The organism is Nostoc sp., assembly GCF_036916985.1.
Lineage (GTDB): Bacteria > Cyanobacteriota > Cyanobacteriia > Cyanobacteriales > Nostocaceae > Nostoc.
In genome coordinates this window covers 19361-33867 of sequence record NZ_JBALFD010000070.1, presented here as the reverse complement: position 1 = coordinate 33867, position 14507 = coordinate 19361, and the positions used below count along the sequence as shown (strand labels likewise).

At 41.4% G+C, this 14507-nt stretch carries 9 protein-coding genes; 5 read left to right on the top strand and 4 right to left on the bottom strand.

Annotated elements, in window-relative coordinates; translation table 11 throughout:
* Positions 1-74 precede the first annotated feature (74 nt).
* On the bottom strand, positions 75-974 hold the full coding sequence (locus V7L07_RS23455) for an aspartoacylase (protein ID WP_335061254.1): 900 nt from the start codon (positions 972-974) through the stop codon (positions 75-77).
* A gap of 173 nt (positions 975-1147) precedes the next feature.
* Here V7L07_RS23455 and V7L07_RS23450 point away from each other — a divergent pair, with 173 nt between their 5' ends.
* Positions 1148-2350, top strand: a complete 1203-nt coding sequence (locus V7L07_RS23450; RefSeq protein WP_335061253.1) for an AGE family epimerase/isomerase — start codon at positions 1148-1150, stop codon at positions 2348-2350.
* 558 nt (positions 2351-2908) lie between these two features.
* Here the strand turns inward: V7L07_RS23450 and V7L07_RS23445 are convergent.
* The gene (locus V7L07_RS23445; protein ID WP_334778570.1) at positions 2909-3043 is read right to left on the bottom strand and encodes a hypothetical protein; all 135 of its coding nucleotides are present in this window, start codon (positions 3041-3043) and stop codon (positions 2909-2911) included.
* Positions 3044-3438: 395 nt separating this feature from the next.
* On the opposite strand from V7L07_RS23445, the gene V7L07_RS23440 reads away from it, so the two are divergent.
* Both V7L07_RS23440 and V7L07_RS23435 read left to right on the top strand, forming a co-directional pair.
* A complete protein-coding gene (locus V7L07_RS23440) occupies positions 3439-4539 on the top strand; it encodes a serine/threonine-protein kinase (RefSeq protein ID WP_335061251.1) in 1101 nt (366 codons plus the stop codon).
* Positions 4540-4964: 425 nt separating this feature from the next.
* The gene (locus tag V7L07_RS23435; RefSeq protein ID WP_335061250.1) at positions 4965-7001 is read left to right on the top strand and encodes a serine/threonine-protein kinase; all 2037 of its coding nucleotides are present in this window, start codon (positions 4965-4967) and stop codon (positions 6999-7001) included.
* Positions 7002-7150: 149 nt separating this feature from the next.
* On the opposite strand, the gene V7L07_RS23430 is transcribed toward V7L07_RS23435, so the two are convergent.
* Complete coding sequence (locus V7L07_RS23430) at positions 7151-8383, bottom strand: peptidase (RefSeq protein WP_335061248.1); 1233 nt, start codon at positions 8381-8383, stop codon at positions 7151-7153.
* A gap of 569 nt (positions 8384-8952) precedes the next feature.
* Here V7L07_RS23430 and V7L07_RS23425 point away from each other — a divergent pair.
* Positions 8953-11010 (top strand): serine/threonine-protein kinase, encoded by a 2058-nt coding sequence (locus tag V7L07_RS23425; RefSeq protein ID WP_335061247.1) that lies wholly within the window; start codon positions 8953-8955, stop codon positions 11008-11010.
* A gap of 119 nt (positions 11011-11129) precedes the next feature.
* Positions 11130-11321: a hypothetical protein gene (locus V7L07_RS23420; RefSeq protein ID WP_335061246.1), complete on the top strand. Its 192-nt coding sequence runs from the start codon at positions 11130-11132 to the stop codon at positions 11319-11321.
* Positions 11322-11700: 379 nt separating this feature from the next.
* On the opposite strand, the gene V7L07_RS23415 is transcribed toward V7L07_RS23420, so the two are convergent.
* Entirely contained in the window at positions 11701-14361 is a 2661-nt protein-coding gene (locus tag V7L07_RS23415; protein WP_335061245.1) for a chloride channel protein, read from the bottom strand.
* Between the last annotated feature and the right edge of the window lie 146 nt (positions 14362-14507).

Sequence of the window (14507 nt, the reverse complement as noted above, 5' to 3'; positions counted from 1 at the left end):
CAAGACTACCTATTATGAGAAGCTCCAGATAATTATGAGGCTGATTTGCAATCTTGGTGAGAAGGACGAATAAATTAAACGGCCTCTTGCTGCTTTTGAGTTAGATGCATCGCAATTCCTTTCTCGTAATAAGCTGCTTCATTAATAAAAATAGGATAAACAGTAGACGTTCCCTCATAGAAAATATCTTTGCCTTCAAAAGTCAGAAACATTGGATCGCCTGGATTCAAAGGTTCATAATCCCTAAACTGAAGCTGGGGGTGAATCATCGCTTGAATCTCCCCTCGTAGGTGCAGCCCTCCGTAGGCATTGCTTCTAGGATAATCCACAGTTCTAATATATTTATAAAGTGTAAGCTGGCTGCTTGTCTGCGGAATATTCCCCTGGTTGCACCTTTCAAAATAGTCTAAAACCGCATAAATAAGCTGTTCTGTTTTCTGAAATAATTCGGCGTTTAATATATTCTGAGCCACAGCCCCAACTTCTATAACAAAACCCAATTCACACAAAGAACGGAGAAAACCATTTTCTTTGGATTCCTGATTAATATAGACTTTCACTAAAGGATTGATAGAACTTAAATAAGCACCTAACCGAAGTAATAAAGGATGCATATCGCAAAAAATCAGACTTAACCCCATGTTGGCAGTTGTGCTGTGCAAATCAATAATTACATCTACAAAAGGCTGATTTTGCGGTTGCAATATCTGTTGAATTACTTTTGCCCGCGTATCTTCATAACTTGAGAGTTGGAGATTTTGTAAGCCTTGATTAGTGAAGCAACGATTTAAATCTTTTTCAATGTATCGTTTGCCTTCTTCAATAGCTTTAAGATTGCCAAGTAATGCCAGAGTTTCAAAACTTGATCTATTGATTAAATTAGGATACTGCTGAAACTTTTTGACTAAATGTACTCCTGTTAACTCATTACCGTGGTTTCCTCCAACGATCGCAACTCGTTCAATCTGACTCATAACCACCTCTGTCTAAAAAACTACCCTACGATTATTGAAAATGGTGCAAGATCCAAGATAGAAGAACTACTGCTAACTAAATCTTGTAAAAGACTGACGCGAACGCTCCATGTTCGAGCCAAAATATGATAACTGTTAAGCTGTTGGTTTTGGTATAAAAGGGGAGCAAATTTATGGAGAATGACTTTCAAGCGATGCCTCCGACGGGCTACGCCTACGCTGAACTTTACAAAAATGCTCTCCTCAACGACGTACTCCCCTTTTGGGAAAAATATTCTCTCGATTGGCAGCAAGGCGGCTATTTCACCTGCCTCGATCGCGAAGGCAAAATTTATGATACAGACAAATTCATCTGGCTGCAAAACCGCCAGGTGTGGACTTTCTCGATGCTTTACAACCAGCTAGAAAAGCGCGAAAATTGGCTAAAAATTGCCAGTAATGGTGCTAATTTTCTCGCCCAACATGGCAGAGATAGCGATGGTAATTGGTACTTTGCCCTCACCCGTGAAGGTAAACCACTGGTTCAGCCTTACAATATCTTTTCTGATTGTTTTGCGGCGATGGCATTTAGTCAATATGCACTCGCTGGTGGTGAAGAATGGGCAAAGGATGTGGCAATGCAGGCTTATAACAACGTATTACGCCGCAAAGACAACCCCAAGGGCAAATATAATAAAACCTACCCCAATACACGCCCGATGAAATCATTGGCTGTACCGATGATTTTAGCCAACCTAACTCTAGAAATGGAATGGTTGCTGCCAAAGCAAACCTTAGAAAATGTCCTAGCTGAAACTGTCCGCGAAGTGATGACCGATTTTCTCGACCCAGAACGGGGACTAATGTATGAAAACGTTTCCCCTGAAGGTTCTCACATCGATTGTTTTGAGGGAAGGCTGATTAATCCAGGTCACGGTATCGAAGCGATGTGGTTTATCATGGACATCGCGCGTCGGAAAAACGACACCAAAACTATTAACCAAGCCGTTGATGTGGTGCTAAATATCTTGAATTTTGCTTGGGATAGCGAGTATGGCGGCTTGTATTACTTTATGGATGCAGACGGTCATCTCCCACAACAATTGGAATGGGATCAAAAACTGTGGTGGGTTCACCTAGAATCATTGGTTGCATTAGCAATGGGCTATTGCCTGACAGGGCGTGAGGTGTGTTGGGAATGGTATCAAAAGATGCACGATTATGCCTGGTCACACTTTGCTGATTCCGAGTACGGTGAATGGTTTGGCTATCTGAATCGGCGTGGAGAAGTATTGTTGAACCTTAAAGGCGGCAAATGGAAAGGATGTTTTCACGTACCGCGTGCATTGTACCTTTGTTGGCAGCAATTTGAGGCATTGAAATCGCAGTCAGTTTAATCTCTGCTAGTGTACAAATAGTATTGGAAAGATGTCTCATGAATGCTATGACACCGAAACGATTTGCGCTCGCAGAATACCATCGATTGATTGAACTCGGATTTCTCACAGTCTGATTATAAATAGTTTTAGATTAATGAAAATGAATCACGAGAAGATCAGCGCAAAGAAAAACTCAATTTATGCGATCGCTAACTGATCAAAGTGACTTTTACAGATGGCGTAAAAAGTCAGGACGGCTACCAATACTTGTCGGGTTTTGGGGAAAAGGGGAAGGGGGAAAGGGGAAAGAAAAAACCTTTACCCTTTAACCTTTACCCAAAACCCAATTCCGAGTTAAAAATCCACGAAGCGAGCAGTATTGGGACGGCTACCTGTTAAAGAACGTGGTATTCTCACATTTATCAGAAAGAAGGATTACGTTCTCCCATCTCCTCTCTATGAAGCTCAAGCCGAAAATCACAATTGCTGACCATTTTTTGGAAATAGAAGACCCACGAATAGATCGCATATAGATAAAGTCAGTTAACACTAAGAAAAACTGGCAATTTCACAGTTTTAATCTTGTGAAGCAGATGGCAATGGTTCAGTGTATTGACTTTTGCCATGCAGAATTACAGATAGCAGCTTAGGCAGTGCTAGGCAGGCAACAGTATTTAACAGCGTCAGGAATATACCATCTATCAAACTCATATATTAACCTTCTCCGTTTGAAAATTGGTGTTGACTATATTCTTAGTTTGAAGCAAAATCAGTAAAATTGCTTAAAAACGGCATTTTGGATTTCTTTTAGAGAATATAAGCTAAATAAATATACAGCAGAATTCAGAATCTAGGAGCGGAGCTAGAGACTCCGAAAGCTCTGGTCAGCATGAGCTACGCTCTGCTGCGCTAACAGAAGCAAAAACGGTATTAACATAGTTTGATTTATCATTGCCAACTTACTTAGTTATACAAAAATTTATTTTTACTTTTTAAATTTTTAATAGAAGACTAATGAGGATTTGGCAAAGACCCAGTAATTTTACTGTTGCCAGTAAAAAATTGTCGTAGAATTAGAGACATTTCAGAGCAGATATTTTATACTAATGAATCGCTTTTCTCAGAAAATAACAAATTCTCAACAGATTATTTCACAGCAAACTCAGCTTGGTCAGATGTGTGGTTCTAAAAGGTTATTTCGCGATCGCTACGAAATACTGCAAATTTTGGGACGAGGTGGTTTTGGTGTCACTTTTTTAGCCAAAAATGCCGTATTACCTGGGAATCCCCTGTGTGTCATTAAACAACTTTGTCCGAAAGTAACTAGCCCCCAAAGTTGGCAAAGGGCATGTATGCGCTTTGAAAAAGAAGCAAGAACTTTGGGTCAACTCGGTAGTCATTCGCAAATTCCCATGCTATTAGACTACTTTCAGGCGAGTGGGGAGTTTTTTTTAATTCAAGAATACGTGCCGGGTTTGACTTTAGCGCGAGAAGTGCGGCAAACTGGGGCCAAAAGTGAAGCCTCAGTTAAGCAATTTCTCCAGGAATTATTACCTGTATTACAGTATCTTCATAAACATCATGTGATTCATCGGGATATTAAGCCCCAGAATTTATTGCGGTGTGAGTATGACGGGCGGGTAGTGCTGATTGATTTTGGTGCGGTGAAAGAGCAATTAGCTGATGCTTGTGAAAACTCAATGAATCACGCAAATACCAACTTTATCGGTACTAGGGGATTTGCACCACCTGAACAGTTTTCTCTGCGTCCAGTTTATGCCAGTGATATTTATGCACTGGGTATAACTTGTATTTATATGTTGACTGCAAAAAGTCCTTTAGAACTGGATTACGACCATAACACTGGTGAAATATCTTGGCAAAAACACGTAAATATCAGTAACAGTTTCGCCCAGATTTTAGGAAAGATGGTGAAAATTACCTTAGAGGATCGATTTAAGACTGCTGATGAAGTAATTAAAGCTTTAGGGAATGACAGCTATTCACTTACTTTGGCGAACTGTTTAACTACCCAAAAATTGAATAATAGAAGTATTACACAACACGAAAATACCAAATATGAAATTACAAAACACGAAATTACACAATACGAAAATTATGATGTATACGTGCCACCTGTAGTCAGAACTGCTAGTGCCATTCGGAAATGGAGAGCAAGGATCAAGGAAACACAATGGCACAGTTAGAAGCCTTTTTTATCTAAAGTATCAAATGAATAACTAATCATCTGCAATTTAAAATAGCCAAAACAAATTTAGTAATTATTTTAACTATACTTGATATTCAGTGATGATTAATTAATCAGGGTTTATCTTCAATACTTAGTTAGTTATTGCTTGTCAATATACAAGCAAATTTACTAGGTTTAATATTTCAGAAAATTATTTATATTCAAATTATTATATAATCGATAGAATAATTAATCTTATGGCTCTCGTAGTTTTCCCCAGAAGAGGAAGACTGACTACTATTTACAAACGCTAACTATATAAGTAATTCCCCAAACCCCAGAACAGGGTTTTCTACCACCAGTAACCGAGAGTCAATTTTATTAAGGGAAAGTTCGGGGCAAACTTAGCCTAAGTTGTCATGCAGTCGCGCCTGTCAGATCATGATCTGCTGCTTAAATCCCGATTGCTCAAATCCCCTGAATTCCAATGGAAAGAAGTTTTGCCAAAGTTGTAGCACCCCGCTGGTGTCACTTTTAAGAAATCGCTTCCGTGTGATCCGAGTCCTTTCAGATGAGGGGGGATTTGGCAGAACCTATCTATCAGAAGATGTAGATAAACTCAATGAACGTTGTGTTATCAAGCAGTTAGCTCCAAAATTCCAAGGAACTTGGTCGCAAAAAAAGGCGATGGAGTTGTTTGCTGAAGAAGCCCAGCGTCTACAAGACCTTGGGGAACATCCCCAAATTCCAACTTTAATAGCTTACTTTGAGCAAGATGGCTGCCTATATTTGGTGCAGCAGTTTATCAATGGGGAGAATTTGTTAAAGGAGTTGCAACAGCGCAAGTCTTATAACGCTAGGGAAATTCAATCTATTTTGCTAGATTTATTGCCCATCCTGAAATTTATCCACGATCGCAAAGTCATTCATCGGGACATCAAGCCAGAAAATATTATCCGCCATAAAAGTGATGGGCGATTAAGTCTGATTGATTTTGGTTCCTCAAAGCAATTCACTGCTAAAGTTCAGCAGAAATCTGGCACATCCATTGGTTCACATGGTTATTCTCCCCTAGAACAGATTCGAGATGGTAAAGCTTTCCCCGCCAGCGATTTGTTTGGTGTGGGGGCTACCTGCTTTCATCTGCTAACGGGAAATTCGCCCTTTCAGTTGTGGATGGAATCTGGGTACGCCTGGGTGAGTAATTGGCGGGCATATTTACGGAGTCCATTAAATCCTGAGTTGGATTTTGTCATCGACAAGCTTTTGAAAAAAGATATTCATGAACGTTACCAGTCAGCCGATGAAGTCCTTAGAGACTTGACCCCAAAACAACTCCTAGCCTTACCACCAGCAGGTAAATCATCTGGGAAAATACCACCAACTAGGGCACCATCTTTACCAAAAAGTTATCCCTTACTGAGAATTTTAATCTTGGTAAGTGCTTTGATTATGTTGTTCGGCTTTGGAGAATCTTGGTATAAACATTTTCGCCAGATTCAGACCACTTTGGTTTCTAGGTTGATTCACCATAATAATTCTGGCAAAGATGAAGCGCTTTTAAGTCAACCACTAAAGATTACTTTGGATCAGGTTTCCCTAATTAACACCCTCCAAGCACACGAAAACTCAGTTTTATCTGTCGCCATTAGCCCCGATGGTAAAACCATTGCCAGCAGTGGCGACAATAGCACAATCAAACTTTGGAATCTCGCAACTGGAAAACAAATCTCTTCACTCAACGGGCATTTTCAGCAGGTGAATGTCGTGGTAATTAGCCCAGATGGCAAAATTCTGGTTAGTGCCAGCGATGACAACACCATCAAAATCTGGAATCTGACAACACGAAAACAAATTCGCACTCTTATGGGGCATTCTGATTCAGTTCATGCCCTAGCCATCAGTGCTGATAGCGAGACTCTGGTTACTGGTAGTGATGACAACACAATCAAAATTTGGGATTTAGCAACAGGAGAGCAAATTCGGACACTAGCAGGGCATACATTCTGGGTGCGTTCAGTAGCCATCAGCCCCGACAGCGTGATTCTTGCTAGTGGCAGTTTTGATAAGACGATCAAAATCTGGAATTTAACAAAGGGATACCCAATCCGTACACTAGAAGAAAATTTTCAAACAGTAACAAGCGTGGCTATTAGCCCCGATGGTAAAACTTTAGCTAGTGGTAGCCGCGATCGCACCATCAAACTTTGGGATCTACATACTGGTAGAGAAATTCACACACTGGCGGGACATAGCAACACAGTCACATCCGTAGCCTTCAGCGCCGATGGTAAAATTCTTGCTAGTGGTAGCCGCGATCGCACCATCAAACTGTGGAATCCAACCACAGGAGAGGAAATTCTCACATTGACAGGGCACACCAACACCGTGACATCCGTTACCTTCAGTCCTGATGACAAAACCCTTGTCAGTGGTAGTGAAGATAACACTATTAAGATTTGGCGGTTGTCTCAGTGAGTGCTGAGTACTGTTAGCGGATAGCTAAGGTTGAGCCAGTGCTGAGTAAACCCTGTGTGTACACCATAGCCGATCCCAAGGGGGAGTTAGAGGGGGTGAGAAGGACTTGTGTGTACACCTTGGCCTTATATCTTCATGCAGAAATGGTATTAAAATATAGTTAATCTATATCTACCGCGTTCCTGTGGATTCTTGGAAGTAACAACTATATAATAAGTGTCATCTTCAGGCAGCCTAGCTCGGTCAATTAAAGCACTGTACACACCATTTTTATCTTTGTCTTTATCGATAGCGATCGCCTGTCCTTGAGAATTTAGCAAAGCTACATAAGGCGAAAACTCTTCATCAACACTATCTACACGAATACTTACAAGCTGATTTTTTTTGCCTTGAAAATTAGAAACATTGTAAGCACCGCCATTTTGTTTCAGGGTTGAGCTTTTGGCAGTTAGTTGATCTGATTCATCTAAAGTATAGCTAGCTCTGTCATTCCTCAAAGCCAAACTATAGCGACCTATCTCTCCGGGAGCTTGGCTAGTAACTGCAATCTTATAAATGCCATTCTTCGGCAGCCGTGCAAAAATAAATGCATCATCGCCACCACTGCTTTTATCCAAAGCACCTTTTTTGACGACGATATTATTATCAGGATCGTGCAGAAACAACAAGGGTTTTAAACTCAAGTTATTGGATCTGCGTGTATCATTACTGCCAACAAGCCTAATTTGGATTAATTGATTTTCTCTCCCTTCAAACTGGTAGAAATGAAAATATCTACCTTCAGATTTAAAATCACCTTTACTCAGAATGCCCAATGCAACATCTACAAAGTTAATCTCTTTATAAGTAGGTGTTGCAGAAGAAAGTGCTGAATTATCGAGATTTTGGTTCCCACTTGTAGCTACATTAGAACTTGGCTTGCGAACTCTTCCAGAGCTACCATTAGAACGATTTGCGTTTGAGTTAGCAGTTCTACCTCCAGATGATCTAGATGTACCACCATTGGAACGATTAGAGTTTGAGTTAGAAGTCCTACGTCCAGATGATCTAGAAGTAGAGTTATCATTGGAAACGCTAGAAGTTGGCTGAGAATCTTCTGTGTTAGACGATATACCAGGAGTCTGCTGTATTGGTGAATCAACAGATATCTTCCGTCTTGGAGATACTGATGCTTGAGAAGCAGGAATTTGCTCAATTCCTTTTTTTACTGCTTCTGGTTGTCTCTCATCGGGTGACTTGGCAATTATAAAGCCTTGAGAATTTTGAGGTTTTCCCAAAGCATTTATAGGCAGCACATTACTTGTAATTAACAAACTACTACTTACGCAACAAATTAAAATCTGACTTAGTTTGCGGTGAGATTTTTGGGTTTCTACTAGCATAATTACACTCCTAGTTTTGCTGATAATTTTGTCTTTCAGAAATAGGATGATTTTTATTTATCATTTGCTGCTTTTACCGCAGCAAATAAATCTGAATTATTCTTATTTAAACGGAAAGGTAAATTTAGCGTATACACTTAGAGACTTGCCAAAATAATTGCCTGTAATCTAATTTATTCATATATTCTACATACCTCAAATATTTGCCATCATTAGATTCAGAGAAATTATATTCTCAATTTATATTACTAGAATAAAATCCAATCTCGTAAGTATATACTGAACTACAAACCTAAAATGCTGTTTTTCGGATTATTGCCCAGATATTTTTTGTCAGATTGACTAAATGGCAAACTTTAGATGTAATGCCCAAGTAGAACTTACGCCGATTAATTTGTCAAAAGTCATGGCTCGATCAAAAATTCTTCCAAATTATCTAAATTGTTCAATACCTGATGACGTAAGGAAATTGGGGATTTGTATGGTATCTCAGTGATATTTACTAACAAGAGAGATTATACTGCATGACTTAAGATGAATATATACCCCAATTGAAATGGATTCCCAGTATGCTCTGTTGTGTGAATCCCGATTGCCAAAACCCCCGAAATTCTGATAAAAACAACTATTGCCACAGTTGTAGAGCGGAATTGATACCCCTACTGGGAGGTCGCTATCGTCCCATTCAGGTGTTGTCAGATGAAGGTGGATTTGGTAGAACCTATCTGGCAGAAGATGTACACAAACTTAATGAATGCTGTGTTGTGAAGCAATTCGCACCAAAACTTCAGGGAACTGGGCCACTAACAAAGGCTACTCAGCTATTTAAACAAGAAGCAAGCCGACTACAAGAACTCGCAGAACATCCGCAAATTCCAACTTTATTGGCTTATTTTGAGCAAAATCATTATCTGTTTTTGGTACAGCAGTTTATCGATGGGCAAAATTTGCTTAAGGAATGGGAGACGCGGGGAAGCTATAGCGAAATAGAGATTCGCGAATTTTTGCTAGATTTATTACCTGTGCTGAAGTTTATCCATGTGCGGGGAGTGATTCACCGGGATATCAAACCACAGAATATTATTCGCCGTCGAAGTGATGGACGATTAGTGCTAATTGATTTTGGAGCGTCTAAGCAGCTGACGGCAACAGTGCAGACTAAAATGGGTACTGTTATTGGCTCACACGGTTACACTGCACTGGAACAAATGCAAGATGGAAAAGCTTACCCAGGCAGTGATTTATTCAGTTTGGGGGCGACTTGTTTTCATTTACTCACCGGGGTTCGCCCATCTCAATTGTGGATACAGCAAGGTTATGGTTGGGTTTCATCTTGGCGACAATATTTGACCAGTCCAGGTAAGGATGGGATTTCTGTGTCTATAGAGTTGGGTGAAATTTTGGATAAGCTGTTGCGACAAGACATCCAAAAGCGTTACCAATCGGCTGATGAAGTCATCACTGACTTGACAACTCGGCTACCACTATCGTCATCAGTACCCCCAACTATAATTACACCAACATTTACAGCTACCCCAGTCAACAAGGAGCCAGTTTCATCAAAATCAAATAACAATCTGAAAACTCAACTGCTGTTAGGTTCTAGCATTTTGATATTAGGGTTAGGGGGAGTTTGGTATTTCCAAACTCGCCCCCATACAATGAGCGAATTTTCTCCGTCGATTTCTTCGCCGATTCCTTCCCCAAAGAGCGTCTCGAAAAATTCTTTTCTATCCAAAATTCTCAAGGGGCATTCCAGCGATGTGAATTCCGTAGCTTTCAGTCCTGATGGCACAACCCTTGGCAGTGCTAGTGATGATAAGACAATCAAGCTTTGGAATATAGCAAGTGGAGAAGCAATCCGCACTCTAGAAGGACATACCAATTGGATTTGGACTGTAGCCTTTAGTCCTGATAGCAAGACTCTTGCCAGTGGTAGTGCGGACAAAACAATCAAGCTGTGGAATGTGAAGACAGGAAAGTTAATCCGCACCTTACAGGGACATAGCGATGGAGTTACTTCAGTAGCCTTCAGCCCTGATGGCAAAATCCTTGCTAGTGGCAGCGCTAGTAAGGATATGAAAATCAAACTGTGGAATCTGGAGACAGGAAAGTTAATCCGCACTTTGGAGGGACATAGTAATGGTGTTCAATCTGTCGCCTTCAGTCCTGATGGTAAAACCCTTGCTAGCGGTAGCTGGGACAAGACAATTAAATTGTGGAATCTGGAGACAGGAAAGTTAATCCGCACTTTAGGGGGAAATCCAGATTCGATTCTTTCAGTCGCTTTTGCTCCTGATGGTATCACCCTTGCCAGTGGCAGTAAAGACAAGACAATTAAATTGTGGAATCTGAAAACAGGAAAGTTAATCCACACCTTAAAGGGACATAATGATAAGGTTAATTCTGTCGCCTTTTTACCAAGTGCAAATCCAAATGGTGTTACCCTTGTCAGTGGTAGTAGTGACAAGACAATCAAACTTTGGAATCCAGTTATAGGAAAAGAAATCCGCACTTTAGAGACGGGTTCTGGATACATTTATGCTGTTGCCATCAGCCCAGATGGACAAACTATTGCTGGTGGTGGTAGTGGTGAGAACATTCTCAAGATTTGGGAGATGAATTAAATGTAGCGATAGAAACTGTGAATTAATAGCAGTTAGCATCTGAGGTCTTAGTAAAATGGGGGATGAATCAAAATTCATTTTCTAGGTTTTCTATATAAACTTAATTTAAATTTTTGAAAATGGAAGATTCAGTATTTATTATATTTCTTGGCTTTGGGTTTATTTGGATTTTAATGGGAGTTGTCGGTTGGATTGCATTTTTAAAATCTGAGGGTGAGGAAATTAAGTTTGGGAAGTGGGGACTAATAGTTGCTATCCCAATCCTAATACCAATAATTTTTTCCCTAATTATTGGTATATTTTATTATTAAAAATAACCGGACATTATATCACCCCTAAAACATTGGTTTGGCGTTGCTTTCCCGCCCTGAAATAAATTTCGGGCTAATAGTTCAAGTCCGTTTCAACGGACTGAAATCAGAGTAATGAGGAATGATGGTTAGATCCCCTATTAATTCGCCGAAAACTTTTCAAACATCCTCTTAAAACTCCTAGTAGATGTTCAATTAACTTTGGATTATTGGCTCTTCGGTTATTTATATGGAAAATCTGGTTCAAAATCATTGAAAGCCTTATCCTATAAGCATTTCATTCAAAACAGTCCCATAATTCTTTATAACCCTTGCCCACCAAGGGTTTTGTTACAATCAATCCTCAATTACCATAAAAGGGACGCAAGAGCCGGATTTTTTAAGTATTAATTGCACCCCTAACCAAAATCACTGTACTTTCTACACCAGAGGCGATCGCTTCTGGAATATTACCTTGAATCGCCTGCTGCAACAATCCCTCGCGTGAAGCTCCCAAAACCACAACATCATAACCTTCGGTTTTTACTAGGTTAATCACACCTTCTGCAACTGAATTAGCTTGGACTGGGAGAGCAACTACACTGCTGGACAATTTGCGCCGACGCATCAAATGGCGAATGGCTTGTTCTAAAACTGACATATCTGGCTTAAGTTCAGATGGTTTAAACACCTGTGTCAGACGAATTTGTGGTTGATTTCCCAATGTAATTAAAGCCGGTAACAATTTAATCGCCAGTTGGGAATTGGGGCCTCCAGCCATTGGAACTAGCCAGCTGTTAAAGGAGTGCTGAGTGCTGAGTGGCGAGTGCTGAGTGGCGAGTGAGGAGTGAGAAGTAGTGCCTAATTTTACTAATACAACTTCGCAGGTGGCTTGGCGAATGATGGTATCTACGGCGTTACCAAAAATCCTACCTGGGGTAGATGTGCTACCTTTCCATCCCATTAAGATTAGGTCGATGTGTTGTTCGTTGATTGTCTCTAAAATTGCTTGGGCGACATCGTGGGTAACTCGAATCTGCGTGTGCAGGGGAATTTGCCATTTTTTTGCTAAGACTTCTGCTTGTCGTAGCAAGCGGCGACTTTTTGCCGTTCTTACCTGTGTTTCCGACGGGGAACTGTGGCGGGGTATTAGCATCACTTGGACGCAATCTATTTCATAATGGCGATCGCGGGCAATCGCTGCTGCCATCAGCAATAAAATACCCGCAGTTTCGGGATTAGCTACGGGCACTAATAATCTACCTCTACCAGTGCTCGGCGATCGTGTTTGGTAAACTATGTATGAAGGATCTGGTCGTAATTTGGGGGTCGCATTTGCACCATTAAGATGGTCTGCTTCCGCTCGAATAATATCTCCACGGGTAATAATCCCAATCAGTTTTCGTCCATTTACCACTGGTAAGCGACTGATTTGATAGCGATCGAGTAAATACAGTACATTGCTTAGGGTGTGGATCGGTGTTACTGTCACCGGAGTGGTGGTCATAATTTCCCCTAAGGGAGTATTATTTGCTAAGTTGCGATCGCGAATATTGAGTAAATCTGATTGCGTCACAATCCCTACAAGTTTGCTCTCCTCTACCACTGGAAAGCCACGATGATGAGAACGGGCGAATGCTTGGATTACTTCATCTAAAGGCATCTCTGTATCCAGAGTTTCTACCTGTTGCTGCATGACATCTTTGGCTGTCAAATTTGTCATTATCCCCCCTACTGGTGCTGCTTTTTGGATAATGATGCCATTCCACTCCAAAAGTTTGTCGTATAGCGAGCCTGGTGCTAACTTTTCAGCAACTAGATACGAGGTTACAGAGCCAATCATTAAGGGCAGTACTAAGTTGAAATCTGTAGTCATTTCAAACACAATGACTATTCCCGTCATTGGCACTCTGGCCACCGCAGTAAAAAAAGCGCCCATTCCTGCCAAGGCGTATGTAATTGGTAATCCAGTCGCTATCCCGAAAGGAAGCAGCAGAGCGTGTTCTCCCATACCCACCAAGTAGCCAAGAGCAGCCCCAAGGGTTAAAGCCGGAGCAAATAATCCTCCTGGGACACCAGAGCCATAAGCTACGAGAGTTAAGATAAACTGGGAGACAAAGGCGATCGCAGCTATTGACCAGCTTGCCTCACCTGTAATTAAAATTTCCCGCAGTCCTGTGTTATCTCGAAACGCTACTGGTAGTAATGCCACAATTACCCCAGACACTAACCCAGCTAAAGCCACACGAGCAGGTAATCCAAAACGTAGAGAACGGCGGTAAACAGTTAAGCTGGCAATAATCCCGCGATTGAATAACGCTCCCATCAACCCAGCCACAACCCCCAACACCAAATAGAAGGGAATATCTTGAACAAAAAAATCTGTCTTGGAAGCAGTTAATGCTAGATTGAGATCCAGACTGCGACCACCCAATACCCGCGAGACAACGGCACCGATAAAAGAAGCCAGAATTGCAGTGCCCAAAGTAAATTCAGAAAAATCCTGTAACAGTTCTTCTACTACAAATAATACACCTGCGATCGGTGCATTGAAGGCAGCCGCTAACCCGGCTCCTGCACCAGCAGCAATCAACTGGCGGCGGTGGTCTGGTGAAGTCGGAAACCACTGACTAAGTTGAGCTGCTAAAGCTGCGCTAAGTTGAACTGTTGGCCCTTCCCGCCCTAAAGCTAGCCCAGAACCTAGTGCCAGAATACCACCCACTAGCTTGACCACGGCAACCCGCAAATCTAGAGCAATTGGTATACGCGCTAACACTGCTTTCACTTGAGGAATGCCGCTCCCAGAAGTTTCTGGTGCTACGCGCTCAACTAGCCATCCCGCGAGGAATCCACAAGCGAGTCCGATACCTGGCAGCACTAACCAAGCTGGTAGCAGTAGCGATGTCTGCACTCGCCAAGCGCCTAGCAATCCCACCCCCGATTTGAGTAAGACTGCTCCAAGAGCAGAAACCAAACCAATCAGACAAGCTTCAAAAATTGCTAAACGACGCCGTGGTTGTAGCAGTTGCCGAAAGCGCTGGAAGATAGATAAATACCACATGATATCAATTTTTTCAAGAAGAAGTCAGAATTCAGTTAGGTATTCTGTACGAGTGGCGGATAGCGCAGTCTCTTCTCTAGGAGAGCCTCTGCCAGCGAGTCCACAGGCCTCTAAGTATAGGTTAAAATCGTACAACTCTTAGAGAT